Source organism: Microbulbifer mixtoriginis (SeqCode), from assembly GCF_052466715.1.
The window spans coordinates 4,285,819-4,302,337 of record NZ_CP174288.1; the positions used below are offsets into that span (position 1 = coordinate 4,285,819).

17 protein-coding genes are annotated in these 16,519 nt (G+C 50.7%); 9 read left to right on the plus strand and 8 right to left on the minus strand.

The window, feature by feature from the left end; all coding sequences use genetic code 11:
- Positions 1 to 8: 8 nt before the first annotated feature.
- Positions 9 to 371: a twitching motility response regulator PilH gene (gene pilH, locus ACJJH9_RS18915; RefSeq protein WP_252084182.1), complete on the minus strand. Its 363-nt coding sequence runs from the start codon at positions 369 to 371 to the stop codon at positions 9 to 11.
- Positions 372 to 607: 236 nt separating this feature from the next.
- Entirely contained in the window at positions 608 to 1,003 is a 396-nt protein-coding gene (gene pilG, locus ACJJH9_RS18920; RefSeq protein ID WP_020413651.1) for a twitching motility response regulator PilG, read from the minus strand.
- A gap of 354 nt (positions 1,004 to 1,357) precedes the next feature.
- Between pilG and gshB the strand changes: the two genes are divergently transcribed.
- The 9 genes from gshB (at position 1,358) to ACJJH9_RS18965 (ending at position 10,082) form a co-directional block, all read left to right on the plus strand.
- Complete coding sequence (gshB, locus tag ACJJH9_RS18925) at positions 1,358 to 2,314, plus strand: glutathione synthase (RefSeq protein WP_444925237.1); 957 nt, start codon at positions 1,358 to 1,360, stop codon at positions 2,312 to 2,314.
- 100 nt (positions 2,315 to 2,414) lie between these two features.
- The gene (locus ACJJH9_RS18930) at positions 2,415 to 3,323 is read left to right on the plus strand and encodes an energy transducer TonB (protein ID WP_444883442.1); all 909 of its coding nucleotides are present in this window, start codon (positions 2,415 to 2,417) and stop codon (positions 3,321 to 3,323) included.
- Between the two features lie 35 nt (positions 3,324 to 3,358).
- A complete protein-coding gene (locus ACJJH9_RS18935; protein ID WP_252084180.1) occupies positions 3,359 to 3,943 on the plus strand; it encodes a YqgE/AlgH family protein in 585 nt (194 codons plus the stop codon).
- Positions 3,944 to 4,002: 59 nt separating this feature from the next.
- Complete coding sequence (gene ruvX / locus ACJJH9_RS18940) at positions 4,003 to 4,425, plus strand: Holliday junction resolvase RuvX (protein WP_444887786.1); 423 nt, start codon at positions 4,003 to 4,005, stop codon at positions 4,423 to 4,425.
- 89 nt (positions 4,426 to 4,514) lie between these two features.
- Positions 4,515 to 5,432 carry a hydroxymethylbilane synthase gene (gene hemC / locus ACJJH9_RS18945; protein ID WP_444923677.1) on the plus strand — a complete coding sequence of 306 codons (918 nt, stop codon included), beginning with the start codon at positions 4,515 to 4,517 and terminating at the stop codon, positions 5,430 to 5,432.
- A gap of 17 nt (positions 5,433 to 5,449) precedes the next feature.
- Positions 5,450 to 6,220, plus strand: a complete 771-nt coding sequence (locus ACJJH9_RS18950) for a uroporphyrinogen-III synthase (RefSeq protein ID WP_444923678.1) — start codon at positions 5,450 to 5,452, stop codon at positions 6,218 to 6,220.
- Between the two features lie 119 nt (positions 6,221 to 6,339).
- Positions 6,340 to 7,698 carry a uroporphyrinogen-III C-methyltransferase gene (locus tag ACJJH9_RS18955; protein WP_444923679.1) on the plus strand — a complete coding sequence of 453 codons (1,359 nt, stop codon included), beginning with the start codon at positions 6,340 to 6,342 and terminating at the stop codon, positions 7,696 to 7,698.
- Positions 7,695 to 8,945, plus strand: a complete 1,251-nt coding sequence (locus ACJJH9_RS18960) for a heme biosynthesis HemY N-terminal domain-containing protein (protein ID WP_444883436.1) — start codon at positions 7,695 to 7,697, stop codon at positions 8,943 to 8,945. Before ACJJH9_RS18955 ends, ACJJH9_RS18960 begins: the two co-directional genes overlap by 4 nt.
- A gap of 96 nt (positions 8,946 to 9,041) precedes the next feature.
- On the plus strand, positions 9,042 to 10,082 hold the full coding sequence (locus ACJJH9_RS18965) for an alpha/beta fold hydrolase (protein WP_252084174.1): 1,041 nt from the start codon (positions 9,042 to 9,044) through the stop codon (positions 10,080 to 10,082).
- Positions 10,083 to 10,370: 288 nt separating this feature from the next.
- Here ACJJH9_RS18965 and ACJJH9_RS18970 read toward each other — a convergent pair whose 3' ends face one another.
- The 6 genes from ACJJH9_RS18970 to rho all read right to left on the minus strand — a co-directional run bounded on the left by ACJJH9_RS18970 (position 10,371) and on the right by rho (position 16,461).
- Positions 10,371 to 10,700, minus strand: a complete 330-nt coding sequence (locus ACJJH9_RS18970) for a hypothetical protein (RefSeq protein ID WP_252084173.1) — start codon at positions 10,698 to 10,700, stop codon at positions 10,371 to 10,373.
- 287 nt (positions 10,701 to 10,987) lie between these two features.
- Positions 10,988 to 11,500: a hypothetical protein gene (locus ACJJH9_RS18975; protein ID WP_444923680.1), complete on the minus strand. Its 513-nt coding sequence runs from the start codon at positions 11,498 to 11,500 to the stop codon at positions 10,988 to 10,990.
- Between the two features lie 140 nt (positions 11,501 to 11,640).
- The gene (locus ACJJH9_RS18980) at positions 11,641 to 12,861 is read right to left on the minus strand and encodes a serine hydrolase domain-containing protein (RefSeq protein ID WP_444923681.1); all 1,221 of its coding nucleotides are present in this window, start codon (positions 12,859 to 12,861) and stop codon (positions 11,641 to 11,643) included.
- A 179-nt stretch (positions 12,862 to 13,040) separates the two neighbouring features.
- The gene (gene ubiD, locus ACJJH9_RS18985; protein WP_444923682.1) at positions 13,041 to 14,507 is read right to left on the minus strand and encodes a 4-hydroxy-3-polyprenylbenzoate decarboxylase; all 1,467 of its coding nucleotides are present in this window, start codon (positions 14,505 to 14,507) and stop codon (positions 13,041 to 13,043) included.
- Between the two features lie 155 nt (positions 14,508 to 14,662).
- On the minus strand, positions 14,663 to 14,932 hold the full coding sequence (gene rbp, locus ACJJH9_RS18990; protein WP_020413665.1) for an RNA-binding regulator: 270 nt from the start codon (positions 14,930 to 14,932) through the stop codon (positions 14,663 to 14,665).
- 269 nt (positions 14,933 to 15,201) lie between these two features.
- Positions 15,202 to 16,461: a transcription termination factor Rho gene (gene rho / locus ACJJH9_RS18995; protein ID WP_108731406.1), complete on the minus strand. Its 1,260-nt coding sequence runs from the start codon at positions 16,459 to 16,461 to the stop codon at positions 15,202 to 15,204.
- Positions 16,462 to 16,519: the final 58 nt, after the last annotated feature.

The following is a 16,519-nucleotide window of genomic DNA, read 5'->3' on the forward strand; positions in this document are numbered from 1 at the left end:
GCTGGCCGTCAGGCCAACACCTCCCCAATTGCACTCAACAATTTGCCCTCATCAACGGGCTTGGTGAGATAAGCTTTTGCGCCCTGGCGCATACCCCAAACCCGGTCGGTATCCTGATCTTTGGTAGTCACCATAATGATCGGTATCCCCGCGGTATTGCCATCCTTACTCAGCTGGCGTGTGGCCTGGAATCCATTTAACCCAGGCATCACAATATCCATCAAAATCAGATCTGGTCGCTGACTGCGTGCAACATCCACACCATTTTCACCATTGGGCGCGGTGATTACCGAATGGCCATGCTTTTCAAGTATTGTGGTCAGCTTGTGTGTTTCGGTAGGAGAGTCATCAACTATTAATACTCTTGCCATCATTTCCCCCATGACTTCTTCGAATTGGCAACTGCTCAATAAATGACAGTGCTTGGCGATTTGTTGTATTTATTTTGATGGCATGTGCCAAGTCTGCACTTACTGCCAATGCACTGCCAGACTACAGAACCTTCCACCACAGGCAGATGTGGTGAACGGTATGTCTGTTAATTCATCCCCCCCCAAAGAGCGAAGGGGTTGGCCCAAAAAATCAGACCCTTTTTGTTAGTGATTACTTAGGCTGCGTGGTGCGGCTTTGCGTGAGCGGAAATTGCTCCCAGCAGCTCGCTTTTACTAAATGGCTTTGTCAGATATTGATCACAACCAACAACGCGGCCTTTCGCTTTGTCGAACAAACCATCTTTACTCGACAACATCACTACTGGAGTGGAGCGGAATTCACTGTTGTTTTTAATCAGCGCACAAGTCTGATAGCCATCCAGGCGCGGCATCATGATATCGACAAAAATAACATCGGGACGGGAGTCCGCGATTTTCGCCAACGCATCAAAACCATCTGTAGCAGTGACGACCGTGCAACCTGCTTTTTGTAGCAGAGTCTCGGCAGTGCGGCGAATTGTCTTACTGTCGTCAATCACCATTACAGTCAGACTTTCCCAGTTAAGCTCCATAGTCTTTATTGAATCCCCTGTTTACTTATTTTCGGGCACGCGAAAATTTTTTATCTGCACCCTTTTTTGAGCCGCTTGCGGGGCCTGGGTGTCTCTCTTTGCCAAGATCGCACACTGGGTGGAACTTTTATCACAGAACCCCAGGTGAATCTAGCCGCGCTGAAGCACCGCAGACCTTATGGTGCAAATAATCACCACTTTTTATTGCCAATCCAGACAACTTATCTAATTAAGTTGCACCTAGACGAAGCTGCTCTTACCTTATCCACCCTACAAGTTGGCAGTGGCAACATTTCAATCAGCCACAACCACCGCGGCGCGGGATCAAAAATCCCTTCAACTACGGAAGCTAAGATGAATTACTCCCTCGGTGTGGTGATGGATCCCATCGCCCAGATCAATTTTAAGAAAGATACGACACTCGCACTGTTACAGGCCGCACAAGACAGCGGTTTCCAGCTGTTTTATTTTGAGCAAAGCGACCTGTATCTGGACAATGGCCGTGCCATTGGTAAGGGCGGACCACTGAGGGTATTTGACGATGCCGAGCGTTGGTTCAGCCTGGAAGAAGCCAGGGAGGTGCCCCTTGGAGAACTCGATACCATTTTAATGCGTATCGACCCCCCCTTCGATAATGAGTACATTTACTCCACTTACATCCTTGAAGCGGCTGAGCGCGAAGGTGCATTAGTCGTTAACAAACCGCAGTCCCTGCGGGACTGTAATGAAAAAATTTTTGCAACGACTTTTCCCCAGTGCTGCCCGCCTGTATTGGTCAGCAAGGATATGCAGCGCCTGAGGGAGTTTCATAAAACCCATCGGGATGTCATTTTCAAACCCCTCGATGGCATGGGTGGCGCAGGTATTTTTCACTGCAAACCGGACGGCGCTAATTTAGGCGCCATTCTGGAGATGCTCACCCAGCACGGCCGCCAGCAAATCATGGCGCAGCGTTATATTCCCGAAATTAAAGATGGCGATAAGCGCATTCTGGTTGTCGATGGTGTAGCCGTACCCTACTGCCTAGCCAGAATTCCCGAGGCGGGTGAAACTCGCGGCAACTTAGCCGCCGGTGGCCGTGGTGAAGCGCGGCCACTGACTGATCGAGATCGATGGATCGTCGAACAAGTCGCCCCCACCCTGAAGGAAAAAGGGCTGTTATTCGTCGGTCTGGATGTTATCGGTGATTACCTCACGGAAATTAATGTCACCAGCCCAACCTGTGTGCGTGAGATTGATGCGGCCTACGATACTTATATCGGTGCGCGACTAATGAGCGCCATCACACACCGTCTGGCACAAAAGCGCTAAACTGCGCCTTTAACTTGAATGACTCCCACCAGTGAACGGACCGGATGGGAATGCCGAGCGTAACGCTCGGCAAGATATAAGCAGTAACCGATAATAGATAATGAATTCCACCGCCAACACGACGCCAAATTATGCAGACCAGCGCGAGCGTTTTACGTTCTCGCTGTTTCTCGCTGGCGCCATTCACGCGCTTTTGATTTTTGGTGTGGCTTTTGCCGAACCTGAAGGGCGGCAAGCCGCACCAACCCTGGAAGTTACTCTGTCACAATATAACTCGCCACAAGCACCGGAAGATGCCGACTACCTGGCCCAACACAACCAGCAGGCCAGCGGCACGGCAGATACCCCAAAGGAGCTGTCCAGCAATCGTCGCGCCGAATTTGCTGATACGCAAATTCACGATGTTAATCCTCTACCACAGCAGCAAGCCGCACGGCCTGCTGACCAGCGCCGCCAGTTGATCACCACGATCGGCGATAGCCCTCTGCAGGCCCCGGAGCTACCCGCCGAAGACAAGTTTTCCGAAGAGAAACGCGGCGATGCCCCAAATGATCTAGCCAGGACAAATCCAAAGATTGCCAGCCTGCAAGCGCGCCTGGATAAAATTCGCCAAACTATTGCCCAGCGTCCGCGAGTGCGACGCCTGACCTCAGTGGCAACCAAAGCCTCTGCAGATGCCGCTTATCTGCACGAATGGCGCCAGAAGGTGGAAGCAATAGGTAGCGACAACTTCCCCGCGGAAGCCCTGCAGCAGAAAATCACTGGCAGCCTGCGCATGATGGTGCGCTTGCTGCCCACAGGCGCGGTGGAGGAAGTCATGATTCTGGACTCTTCGGGAGAGCGAATCCTCGACGATGCCGCCCAACAGATTGTACGCCTGGCAGCCCCCTTTGCGCCTTTCCCAGCGGAGATTCGCAAGGAGGCTGACCGCCTCGAAATTATCCGCACCTGGCGCTTCGATTTAACTGGCTTCTCCACTACCGCAGGTGAGCTGCCCGAGCGCGGCTAAACTTGCCTTGCACGCAAGCGACCTAGAATCCAACTATGCCCAATTCGAACATTGACAGCGACCTAACCCATGGCAGCTTGCGCGGCCAATTCCTACTGGCCATGCCCGGCATGGAGGACCCGCGCTTCAAGCACAGCATCGCTCTAATTGTTGAGCACAGCCAAGAGGGGGCTATGGGCATAGTGATCAACGCCCCCAGCAAAGTGCACTGGCGAGAGGTTTTCGAGCAGCTGTCGCTGAAAGACTCCAGCCAACGTGGCGATGAAACTGTTCTGCTGGGCGGGCCTATTTCTCCCGAGCAGGGCTTTGTCTTGCACGGTGCCGGCGTACATTTCGACTCGACGAGCGAAATCAATATGGAAATCAGTCTTACCGCTTCCAGGGATATTCTCGAGTCACTGGCCTCAGGACATGGCCCCGACGATGTGCTGCTAGCTCTGGGCTACGCCGGCTGGGGGCCAGGACAATTGGAGCAGGAACTGGCAGAAAACGCCTGGCTGACTCTACCGGCAGAACCCGAAATCCTGTTTGCCACCCCAGTGCAAAAACGCTGGCAAAGTGCCGCCGCTCGACACGGTATCGACCTCTCAGGGCTCGGCTCACAGGCCGGACACGCCTAGCCCTTCCCGGTTATCATCCGGCCCAAGATTGATCCCTCTAATACCGGATGTTCCCTCTGATGAGTAAACCCATTACCGCCCTCGCCTTCGATTTTGGCACCCGTTCCATTGGCCTCGCCTTTGGCCAGAGCCTGACTGGCAGCGCCAAAGAGCTGCCACCACTGCCGGCAAAGGATGGCAAACCCGACTGGGACAAGGTCCAGCGACTAATCGACGAATGGAAGCCACATTATTTGCTTGTGGGTTTACCACTGAATATGGATGGCAGTGAGAGTGAATTTGGTGCTCGTGCACGTAAATTTGGCCAGCGCCTGCACGGGCGCACCGGGCTACCGGTAGAAATGATTGATGAGCGCCTCAGTACCCGCGCAGCCAAAGAAGAGGCTGCCGAGCGCGGCCACCGCGGTAGCTATGCCGATAATCCAGTGGATTCCATTGCCGCGCGTATCATTCTCGAGGACTGGCTGCGCACACGCGCCTGATATCCGCTCCCAGAATCTGTGCAAGCTGAGCCATAGCTGCCGGCGCTCTGATAGAATTACCCGCCCACACAAATGAGTGATCGAGCCCAATGCCCATTTCCCGTATCCGCATCGCTACGCGCGAGAGCGCCCTGGCCCTATGGCAAGCCAATTATGTTAAGGATCGCCTGCAGCAGAAGCACCCTCAGCTGGAGGTAGAGTTGCTGCCAATGACCAGTCGTGGCGATCAGGTGCTGGATATCCCCCTAACCAAGGTGGGCGGCAAAGGGCTCTTTGTAAAAGAGCTAGAAGTGGCCATGCTGGAGGGACGCGCAGATATCGCCGTACACTCTATGAAGGATGTGCCGATGGAATTTCCCGAAGGCCTCTACCTGCCAGTTATTTGCGAGCGCGAGGACCCGCGTGATGCCTTCGTCAGCAACCGCTTTGCCAATTTGGAGGAACTACCACAAGGCGCGATTGTGGGCACTTCGAGCCTGCGCCGCCAGTGCCAACTTCTGGCGCAGCGCCCCGATCTGGAGGTCAAGTTCCTACGCGGCAACGTAAACACTCGCCTAGCCAAACTGGATGCGGGAGAGTACGACGCCATTATTCTCGCTGCCGCCGGGCTGCTGCGCCTGGAGATGCGCGAACGCATCCGCAGCTTTCTCCCCGCCACTGTATTGCTACCCGCCGGCGGCCAGGGCGCTGTCGGTATCGAAGCCCGCAAAGACAGCGAGCTGGAAGCCCTACTGCAACCACTGCACTGCCATGAAACCGCCGCGCGACTCAGTGCAGAACGCGCACTGGTTAAGCGCCTGAACGGCGGCTGTCAGGTTCCCATCGGCTGTTATGCCGAGCTGGAAGGCGACGCTCTGTGGCTACGCGGCTTGGTCGGCAGCCCCGATGGCACCCGCATGATCCGCGCCGAAATCCGTGGTGCAGCCATTGATGGCGAAGCTCTGGGCGTTCAACTCGCTGAACAGTTGCTGGAGCAGGGTGCCGACAAAATTCTCGACGCGATTTAAGCCCAGGACAGATCCATATGGCCAAGCGCCTGCAAGGCAAGCGCGTACTGACCACGCGCCCCGCCCATCAAGCCGACACCTGGGGTACGCTATTGCGCGCTACGGGCGCGGAAGTTGACACTATCCCTATGTTGGCTATTGAGCCCCTCATTGATGAGGCGGCTCAGCAGGCCATTAAAAAACGGATTCTCGATTTCGACCAAGTGGATTTTGCTATTTTCGTCTCCCAGAATGCGGTGCGCTACGCCGTCGACTGGCTGGAGGATTACTGGCCACAATTACCCCAGGGGCCACGCTACCTCGCTATTGGCGCGGCCACGGCTAAAGCATTACTGATGCGTGGTATAACCTGCGAGCACAGCGGCGAACACATGACTTCCGAGGACTTGCTCGCCCTACCCACCCTACAAGAGGTTTCAGGACTTCGGGTACTGATCTTCCGCGGCACTGGCGGACGCACTCTTATTGGCGACACCTTGCGCGCACGGGGTGGGCGTGTGGATTACTGTGAACTCTACCGTAGGTCCCTACCTGCAGATGCCCCAGCGGATTTGGCGGGGTATTCTTTCACCCCGGATGCCATCACGGTCCACAGTGGCGAGACTCTCGCGAACCTACACAGCTGCATTGAGCATGCAAATTGCGCACACCTCCTCCAGGCTGCCCTTATCTGTCCCAGCGCGCGCGTCGCGGAGCAAGCCCGTGCTCTGGGTTTTATCTATACCAGCGGTGCTCAGAATGCCGGAGACAGCGCTATGCTAGAGGCACTGCTCAGGGCGCTAAACTGAATTGCTCTCGAATTTGCTGCCCTATTGGGTTAAAAATCTCAAAACGACGCCACCGGCGCTATTATGGTCGGTGCCACTCGCTATAATTCGACGACAATTACCAGCTGCGCCCCAAGCCCATGACCAACGAAAAACCCAAGGACAATCCTTCCACCCCGGCTAACGAACTCACTTCCGATGCACTGGACAAGGGAGGGAGCAAGAGCAATTTTGCCAAAGCAGCAGAAGGCAAAACTGATAAGGCCGCTAAAAATGTGATGCCTAAAAAGGGCGGGGGGCATTGGTGGTGGCTGGTCTTTATTCTGCTGCTTATCGCTTTGATCGCTTTTGCCTGGTACAGCTGGCCCCAACTGCGCAACCGCATCGCACAGCTGGACTTTTTCCCTGCCAAACAGACTGTGTCCACACAGAAAGCCAAATCACAAGGTGAAGTCACATCGCCAAATATTTCTACCGAGCCTGATACTTCCAGCCAAGCCCGCGAAGGGACAACTTCTACTGCACCCGCTGCACAATCTACTGCCGCACCTCCTTCCATAGAACCCCAGCAGGCAGAAGCGCCGAGCGTCTCCCCACAGAACCAGCAGCTTGATCAACTTCAACAGACAGATACTGAGTTGCGCAATCAAATACAATCGCAAACGCGCACTATTTTGCAGCTACAGCAACAGCTAGCGGCTCTTCAGCGCAGCCTCACCGCCCAGGGCAACCGGCTCAGTGAGCTCGGTAATGTGAGCCGGGAGGACTGGCAGCTGGCCGAGGCCGACTACCTATTGCGAATGGCCAATCAACGGCTGATGCTTGAAGATAATAGCCGCGCCGCTCTGGGCCTTGTTGAAAAGGTCGACACCATTTTGCGCCAAGTAAATCTTCCCGATCTCTACGGAGTGCGCCAACAGTTGGCACGGGATATCACCGCTTTGAAACTCGTGGAAAATATCGATCGAGAAGGCCTCTATTTACGCTTGCGCGCCCTGGAAGAGCAGTTGATCCGCGCCTCTATACAGCCGCAATTCGATATGACCCAAACTCCAAGGGAGGTGGCAAAAGCAGAGCCCACGCAGGATAACCAATCTGCATGGGAGCGCAGCTGGAAAAATTTTACCAACTTCCTACGCGACTCTGTTCGCCCCATCGATGGCGATATCAACCCGGTAATGCTCTCCCCTCAAAGCGAGGCACGCTTTCGCCAAACCCTGCGTCTAAATATGGAGCAGGCACAACTGGCTCTATTGCGCGGCGATAGCACCATTTACAAGGACGCTCTTGATAGCGCCCGCGAGCTGCTTCTGACTTATGGCACAGCCAATTCCCAGCGCAACACACTCGCGCAACAACTGGCAGAACTCAGCAAACAGCCCATTCAGGCGCAAATGCCAGACCTGAATGCCTCACAGGTGGCTCTCTACAATTACATTGAGCGGCTGCACAAAACGTCAGGGTATGGCACCGGCACCACCGAGGAGGTCAGCCAGTGAGAAAGGTCCTTTTTGCTGCTGTCGCCCTATTACTTCTCGGCGCCTTACTGCCGCAGATAAATCAGAATTACCCCGGGTATTTGGTAATCGGCTTCGGTGGCGAACTCAACAAAGGCTATGAGATGAATCTCTGGTTCGCCATAGTCGCGCTAGTTGCCCTTTTGCTCGCCCTGTTTCTTCTCACCTGGATAAGCCGCAGTCTCTTTCGCGCTGTGCGCGGCAGCGTCGATCGCCTGCGCTTTGGTCGCCAGCGGGTCGCCCGCAGACGTCTCACTAGTGGCCTGGTGGAGTTTATGGAGGGCAACTGGTCACGTGCCCGACGACAACTTTTAAAAAGTGCGCCGCGCTCCGAGGCGCCACTGATTAATTACCTGGCTGCCGCGCGCAGCGCTCATGAGCTTGGATTTCGCGAAGAAGCCAATGAGTTGCTGGCAAAAGCCGAAGCCTGTGGCGATGACACTGGCTTGGCAGTGGCTTTGAGCCAGGCCCGTATGCAGCTACAGGATAAACACTACGAACAGTGTATCGCCAGCCTCAAGCGAGCCAAGCAATTAGAACCTAAGCACCCGGCTCTGCTACAGATGCTCAAGCAGGCCTATTACGCTTTGGGGGACTGGAGCAACCTGAGAGAACTTCTCCCTGAATTAGAAAAACACGCCAATATGTCCGAAGAAGACCGACAAAAACTAGAGCGGGAAGTCTACGAACATCAACTCATCGAAGCCGCAAACCGAAACGACAGAGAGAAACTACATGACATCTGGCACGGCCTGAATGGCCGCTGGCAACGCAACGTAGAGCTTCGCAGTCTCTTTGCCCGTCTGCTGCACCAAAGCGGTGATGACAGTGCCGCGGAAAAACACCTGCGTTGGCTACTAAACCGAGAGTGGGCTCCCAAGCTGGCCGATCTATATGGCCGCCTTACCGGTGCCGACGCAGCGGCTCAGCTCTCTGCTGCAGAGGGCTGGCTCAAGGAATATGGTGAGAGTGCCGACCTGCTCACCTGTCTCGGGCGCCTGAGCTTACGCAACGAACTGTGGGGAAAGGCACAACAGTATTTTGAGAAGAGCCTGTTGTTACGTCAGGACCCCGCAACCTCTGCAGAACTGGCACGACTATTTAAAGCACTCGGCGAGAAGGACAAAGCCTCGCGCTTGTTTGAGGAAGGGCTGATGCAAGCTGTTCCAAACTTACCTCCTGTATCCATGCCCAGCCAGGACAAACCCCTGCTCGGGGTACACGCCTAACCGTTTCTCCAAGGGTCCAGATAATCTGGGCCCTTTTCCTGTTATACTATTTGCCCCATAGTAGTAAGCCTCCGCATCCTTTTTGAGGCTTGCTCCATGACACCGTCACAGCAATATCTCTCATCCTTCGCTATTTTATTTTCCATTCTCTTATCACAGGTGACGCTGGCTGCTGACAACCCAATCCAGCCACAAGATAAGCTGCTGAGTGACTACGAGTACCCCTATCCGGTTAAGACTCTAGAGCTATCCAAATTAAGCCAGCCTGTGGCCATGGCCTATATGGATATTTCTGCGAACAAGCTTGTACCCTCTAAGGGAACAGTACTGCTTCTGCACGGTAAAAATTTTTCCGGCGCCTACTGGAAAGATAGTATCGCCGCGCTCACAGAACAGGGCTACCGTGTTATTGCTCCAGACCAAATTGGCTTCGGAAAGTCCAGTAAGCCATTGATGCAATACAACCTGCACGGTATGGCTACAGATACCAAATTTCTGCTCGACAAACTCAAAGTGGATCAGGTTTCTGTAGTTGGTCACTCCATGGGAGGCATGCTGGCTACACGCTTTTCTTTAATGTACCCGGGGATGGTGAGAAAGCTCGCCTTGGTAAACCCAATCGGCTTGGAGGACTGGAAGCGCGTCGTACCATACGAACCCCTGGAACAAGCCATCCTTAGAGAGCAGGCACAAACACCCGAAGGGATTAAGAGCTATATGTCCAGGGCCTATTTTGATGGGAAATGGAGGAAGTCCTACGATTCCCTACTCGATATTCAGGCCGGCTGGTCACTGGGCCCTGATTCTAAGCATATAGCCAAGATTGATGCCCTCACTTCAGAAATGGTTTTCACACAGCCGGTTATCTATGAATTCGCAGATCTCACTGTACCTACCTTACTGATTATCGGTACCCGGGATCGCACCGCGATTGGCCGCGCCCGCGCTGCCGAACCCATTAAAAAGGCTCTGGGGCGTTATGACCTATTGGGTAAAAAAGCGGCTGCCATTATTCCAGATGCGAAGTTAACAGAACTTGATGGGGTCGGGCACATACCGCAGTTCGAGGCCTTCAACGATTATTTCGAATCCCTGAGCCAGTTCCTTAAGGAGGAGACTCAGCGGGATTCCGATTGAAAAATTTCTTTCAACCTAAATCAGCCCCACTTGACTGAAATAGCCTCAATGGAAAAACAAAAGCTTTCCAGGCGGCAATAAAATTCTCTAGCTTGGGGATTTTCACTAAATCTATATCGTAAAGCGGCGAAGCTTCTGTTCACCTTTACACCAGAAAAGAAGAAAAATTTATAAAACAGCGCCACTTAAAGGGAGATCTAACTTGGATCAGGAACAGAAGGCATCCGTAAAAAAGCTATTTGAAAGCTACCTGACCAAGCTGAATAAGAAAAAAATTGCCCGAAGCTATTAGATATTTGCGAACATACCAGCAAAAAGAAGCATCGCTAGGAAAGTAATTATTCCCTGCAGAATCGCAATAATTATTGCTTTCAAAAATCCAGTACCCAATACCAACATATAGGCAATAGCCGCCAGTGGAATAGTCAAGAGAACCCCGGCGCTGTCACTCACACCGGGCAACATGCCGCCCACTATTCTCTGTACAATTAATGCCAACAATAAAGCAAAAAGACAGTGGAAAACTCCTGTATTTCTCGCCCCCATCATGGCAGCAGCCATTTTTAATGGCAGGACTAAGACTGCCACCATAATGATTACAAAAAGAATCAATTCCATTTATCACCCCTCCCTCATATTGTAATTATTTGCCCTAATCCCCAGGACCATCATGATGTAATTTGTTTATCGACCACTAAAAGCCAGACAAGAATGTCATCAAATGTTAAATATATTGGTCGACTGCATAATTAACCTGCAATATAGCATCGAAGTATAGAAGAGATTACATCATACTACCTAAGTCATATTTAGTTGAATTAGACGCACAAAAAAAGCTGGCAGAAGAATCATTACCAGCTTTATTGCAAGAAAGAGTGATATACAGAATTGATTGATTTGACAGTTTACTTGCGTACTAGACGCATACTCGAAGGCTTTAGAGCTCCATTTTCCATATAGCTCTCTGTACGGATAATCCCTTCACTCTCTAACCACTCAAAGCCCAAACTATGTTGGTGATTGGCTTCTAAATCCAAAAGATTGGTAGCATCTTTGAAAGAAAATAACAGCTGTCTTCTTTCACCACTTGAACTAAGCTGCAAACGGGGCTGATTTCCTTGAGGGCAATAGTGGGTTGCCAATAAATTGCCATTATCCATATGATAGATAGTGAGCGAATGAGATTTACCCTTATACAGCCAATTCTCTACCAAAACAGAGGCTCCGGCAGTCTGGGAAAATTTAATATAAAAATCCCCCCCAGTATCGCCTTCCTTTTTCCAGTCTCCACTAAGTGATTTTATTCGTTCGAAAGCTTCCTTACTCTTCAGGTTAGTCTCTCCTGCATTCACCATAAGTGGAAAACAACACAGGGCGACTGCAAGAATTTTAATTATATCCTCTTTGGCTCTAATCATAATTGGTACTCCTTTTCCTATAGTGAGAGAGCTCAACCCAATGATACCCATTGGAACTTCCTCAATCACCGAAAAAACCTATTAATGGATTTTCAGAAATTTCAGATACAACCTTAATCACTTTATCTTATTTATGATTATTATATTTGCACTAAGCGTCTGGCAATATGCCTCATCGCCTCGGCTGACTTACTATCCATACCACGGTTCATTAGTATAATAAAGCCATCCTTACGGTCTGGGTCAAAATACATAGCAGTAAAAACCCCCAGATCTGACCCCATATGCCCCACAAACCCATCGCGATCTCTCCAAAAAAAGCGTTGCGAATCAGAAACCGATTTGGGCAACTGCAAACGAAACATTTCTTCATACATGGCATCAGACAAGAGTTTCGCCCCTGATTTATCCCGGTTATGAAGGACTGCCAGTAGGAAATCACTAAGGTCTGCAATACTTACGCGAACACCACCATCCGGATACTGTGGATTACCATTGTGAGGATATGGATGAAATTTTTTATATTCGAAAGGTGGCTTAATAAACCTTCCCACAAAATAATTTATTTTGCTCGATTCATCATCAGTACACAGGCAGACAAATGGTACACATTGCTCTACTTTATAAGGCACAGCTATAGAATTCAGATCCATCCCATTAAGTTTCCAGCTTGCACTTTCCATTTCCAAACGGTGAAAAAGGGTATTCTTGCTATAGTCAGCGAGGGTTTGGCCTATTGCAGACTCCACTAGAAGGCCCGCCAAACCTGCAGATAAATTGCTGTATTGCCGTCTTTTCCCTGGCATAGATTTCAGATAATGGTCTCCATTATTGTACAGACTACCTTCCTTAGTAAGGAGAGCACGGAGATGTTGCTCAAGACTAATTTCTGGGTCGCGGTTTTCAGAATAAGTGGCATAGTCATAGTAATCCGCAATACCTGCAGTGTGACTTGCCAGATTTCTTAAAGTAATTTTTTCACCCCTTGTATGTGGATTATCCACCTTAAATGGTAAATAGGTATTGATATCCCGATCGAGCTCCAAATTTCCATTATCGACCAATTGCAATAACGTTACGCCCATAATAGGTTTGCTAATTGATGCGATATTAAAAGGAGTATTCTGGGTAACTGCCTCACCAGATTCCACATCCGCCATTCCATAGACTTGCTGAAAAACAAGCTTACCGTCTTTTACTCTTGAGACGGCCATACCAGGAATAGCCGCCTCTTTCATAATTGTGGGCAGAAATTCTTCAATATTGGTAATCTCGGCGCTTCTCTCCTGCTGGCTTGGCAATATAGCCCAAAATCCGAAAACGCCAACAATCATTAAGCTGACAGCATAAAGTACTCTCATTTAAATATTCCCCACAATTAATCAAAGACGGCCATAAAGCTGATACCGAGATTTGACGTTATCAGCTTTATCTATAGATGCGGGAATATGGAAAATGGTTAAATGCTAAGAAATTAGCAACTAGAGCGCCTCTTGGGACGCCCTATGGAAGAACAACTAAAATAAAGTAGGACCAGTAATTATTCAAAACCTAGTTTGGACCAGATTTCATCGACTCTCTGGACCACCTGTGGATCTTTCTCGATAGGATTACCCCACTCTCTGTTGGTTTCTCCCTGCCATTTATTAGTAGCATCAAAACCAATCTTCGAACCCAAGCCAGAAACTGGCGAGGCAAAATCCAGATAATCAATCGGGGTGTTTTCCACCATCACCGTATCACGCGCGGGGTCCATACGGGTTGTCATAGCCCAAATTACATCTTTCCAATCTCTTGCATTCACATCATCATCGGTAACGATAACAAACTTGGTATACATAAACTGGCGCAGGAAAGACCAGACTCCCATCATTACCCTTTTGGCATGACCGGGATACTGCTTTTTCATAGTTACTACAGCTAGCCGATAGGAGCAGCCTTCAGGTGGCAAGTAAAAATCGACAATTTCAGGAAATTGTTTCTGCAAAATAGGCACAAATACTTCATTGAGTGCCTCGCCAAGGATCGCGGGTTCATCCGGCGGACGGCCAGTGTAAGTACTGTGATAGATGGGGTTTTTCCGGTGGGTGATTTTCTCCACGGTAAACACCGGGAAACGGTCCACCTCATTGTAATAGCCCGTATGATCCCCATACGGGCCTTCATCGGCCATGTCATCGGGGTAGATAAAACCTTCCAACACATACTCAGCACTGGCGGGAACCTGCAGATCACTGAGCAATGCACCAGTTACTTCGGTTTTATCTCCACGCAATAGCCCGGCAAAGGCGTATTCCGACAGGCTATCAGGTACCGGGGTCACTGCTCCCAGTATTGTGGCCGGATCTGCACCAAGTGCTACAGCTACAGGATAGGGCTCCCCGGGGTGCTTCCGGCACCAATCACGGTAATCCAGCGCACCTCCCCGGTGGCTGAGCCAACGCATTATCAGTCGGTTTTTACCGATTAACTGCATGCGATAAATACCCAGGTTTTGGCGCTTCTTATCTGGCCCACGAGTGATCACCAATGGCCAGGTTACCAATGGAGCCGCATCTCCCGGCCAGCAGGTCTGAATTGGCAATTTTGTGAGGTCTAAGTGAGCTTTATCTACTACCACCTGCTGACAGGCTGCTCCCTTGACCACCTTCGGCCCCATATTGAGCACTTGCTTGAAAACCGGCAATTTTTCCCAGGCATCGCGCAAATTCTCAGGCGGTTGAGGTTCCTTGAGAAAGGCGAGTAATTCACCCACCTCACGTAGGTCATCAATGCTCTCACGCCCCATCCCAAGCGCTACTCGCTCAGTGGTGCCAAACAGATTGGCGAGCACCGGAGTATCAAAACCGATAGGATTTTCAAAAAGCAATGCAGGACCTCCCGAGCGCAGAACGCGATCAGAGATTTCTGTCATTTCCAGATTGGGGTCTATAGGGAATTTAATCCGTTTGAGCTGGCCACGCTTTTCCAACAATTGGATAAAATCACGCAGGTCTTTGTATTTCATGGGCTGCCGGTCAAGAAGAAAAATCCAGCGCGCAGTGTAAAACAGAAATTACAAATAGGGGAACAGCCCCCAGGATAGGGTGCCAATTGAGAAAAGGAAGAAACGACCCGCAAACAAAATGCTGCGGGTCGCAAAAAACTTAAGCTAGCCGTAGCTTAGAAGCGAGGGCGACGCGGACGATCTTCGCGAGGCTTAGCTTCGTTCACGCGGATGTTACGGCCAGACAGAGGCTGGTCGTTCATCTCTTCGATCGCTTTGCGCGCTTCGTCGTCGTTAGGCATTTCTACGAAACCGAAGCCCTTAGAGCGGCCAGTCTCACGGTCAGTAATAACAGTAGCCCGAGAGATTTCTCCGAATGCGCCGAAAGCTTCGTGCAGGTCGTCAGAGGTTACCGCGTAGGCCAGATTTCCAATATAGATATTCACAAAAGGTTCTCACTAGATGTGTGGGCTGTCGTGCAGTCACAAATGAATAACCAGCTCCACCAGATTATCCATTTGAGATTGGCCCTTTACGGGGTTATCCCTGGGCCAATTCGGTCGGGCGCCATACTATAAATTTCATACCCAGCGCCACGATGTGGAACTTTATATGCCTTATAGCTCGCCTTTTCAACATTAATTCGCGCAAATAATCACTTTGTGCAAACCAGAATATAAAAGGCGCCGATGTGGGCGCCTTTTATATAAAAAAATTATTTCCGTTTCATGGACAGGAAGAATTCGTCATTTGTCTTGAAGTCTTTCAGCTTGTCCACCAGGAATTCAGTTGAGGCTACATCTTCCATATCATGTAGCAGCTTGCGCAGGATCCATACCCGCTGCAGCTCGCCCTCAGGCATCAGCAACTCTTCTCGACGTGTTCCCGAGCGTCGAACATTAATTGCCGGATAAACACGTTTTTCCGCGATCTTACGATCCAACTGCAACTCCATATTACCCGTGCCTTTAAACTCCTCGAAAATCACCTCGTCCATCTTCGAGCCAGTATCAATCAGTGCAGTAGCAATAATAGACAGACTTCCGCCTTCTTCAATATTCCGTGCGGCGCCAAAGAAACGCTTAGGTCTCTCGAGGGCGTGGGCATCCACACCACCAGTCAATACCTTACCGGAACTGGGTACCGTGGTGTTATAGGCACGCGCCAGACGGGTAATAGAGTCCAACAGGATGACCACATCTTTCTTGTGCTCTACCAGGCGCTTGGCTTTTTCGATAACCATCTCGGCAACCTGTACGTGACGTGCCGGAGGCTCATCAAAGGTAGAGGCAACCACTTCTCCGCGCACCGAGCGCTGCATTTCGGTAACTTCTTCCGGACGCTCATCGATCAGCAGGACAATAAGGTGGCACTCTGGATTGTTGCGCGTGATAGCCTGAGCCATATTCTGCAACATAATCGTTTTACCGGCTTTTGGCGGCGCCACGATCAAACCCCTCTGGCCCTTACCAATCGGCGCAACCAGATCAATAATGCGGCCAATCAGGTCTTCGGAAGAGCCATTTCCACATTCCAGGGTTAAGCGATCGTTGGGGAAAAGCGGGGTGAGGTTTTCAAAAAGAATCTTATTGCGGGCATTTTCCGGTTTATCGAAATTAATTTCGTTAACCTTTAATAGAGCGAAATATCTCTCACCCTCTTTTGGTGGGCGAATTTTTCCGGAAATTGAGTCACCCGTGCGCAAATTAAATCGACGAATTTGGCTGGGGGAAACATAGATATCATCCGGACCCGCGAGATAGGAGGAATCAGCGGAACGCAAAAATCCAAAACCATCCTGAAGGATTTCCAATACGCCATCACCGTAAATATCTTCACCGCTTTTGGCGTGGCGTTTGAGAATATTAAAAATAATATCCTGTTTACGCGACCGGGCCAGGTTTTCCAGGCCCATGCCTTTGGCTATTTCAATCAACTCTTCAATGGGTTTGGTTTTTAATTCGGAGAGATTCATACCAATTGCTTATTAAGGTTTCTGTTGTCATTGGCGCGGACACGCCGGAAATAATTTG

Coding starts and splice junctions, on each gene's coding strand:
- ACJJH9_RS18935 (WP_252084180.1), top strand. CDS start 3,359: ATGCCCAATTCGAACATTGACAGCGACCTAACCCATGGCAGCTTGCGC.
- ACJJH9_RS18975 (WP_444923680.1), bottom strand. CDS start 11,500: ATGATTAGAGCCAAAGAGGATATAATTAAAATTCTTGCAGTCGCCCTG.
- ACJJH9_RS18965 (WP_252084174.1), top strand. CDS start 9,042: ATGACACCGTCACAGCAATATCTCTCATCCTTCGCTATTTTATTTTCC.
- ACJJH9_RS18980 (WP_444923681.1), bottom strand. CDS start 12,861: ATGAGAGTACTTTATGCTGTCAGCTTAATGATTGTTGGCGTTTTCGGA.
- ACJJH9_RS18950 (WP_444923678.1), top strand. CDS start 5,450: ATGGCCAAGCGCCTGCAAGGCAAGCGCGTACTGACCACGCGCCCCGCC.
- ruvX (WP_444887786.1), top strand. CDS start 4,003: ATGAGTAAACCCATTACCGCCCTCGCCTTCGATTTTGGCACCCGTTCC.
- rho (WP_108731406.1), bottom strand. CDS start 16,461: ATGAATCTCTCCGAATTAAAAACCAAACCCATTGAAGAGTTGATTGAA.
- ubiD (WP_444923682.1), bottom strand. CDS start 14,507: ATGAAATACAAAGACCTGCGTGATTTTATCCAATTGTTGGAAAAGCGT.
- pilG (WP_020413651.1), bottom strand. CDS start 1,003: ATGGAGCTTAACTGGGAAAGTCTGACTGTAATGGTGATTGACGACAGT.
- ACJJH9_RS18930 (WP_444883442.1), top strand. CDS start 2,415: ATGAATTCCACCGCCAACACGACGCCAAATTATGCAGACCAGCGCGAG.
- gshB (WP_444925237.1), top strand. CDS start 1,358: ATGAATTACTCCCTCGGTGTGGTGATGGATCCCATCGCCCAGATCAAT.
- hemC (WP_444923677.1), top strand. CDS start 4,515: ATGCCCATTTCCCGTATCCGCATCGCTACGCGCGAGAGCGCCCTGGCC.
- ACJJH9_RS18970 (WP_252084173.1), bottom strand. CDS start 10,700: ATGGAATTGATTCTTTTTGTAATCATTATGGTGGCAGTCTTAGTCCTG.
- ACJJH9_RS18955 (WP_444923679.1), top strand. CDS start 6,340: ATGACCAACGAAAAACCCAAGGACAATCCTTCCACCCCGGCTAACGAA.
- pilH (WP_252084182.1), bottom strand. CDS start 371: ATGGCAAGAGTATTAATAGTTGATGACTCTCCTACCGAAACACACAAG.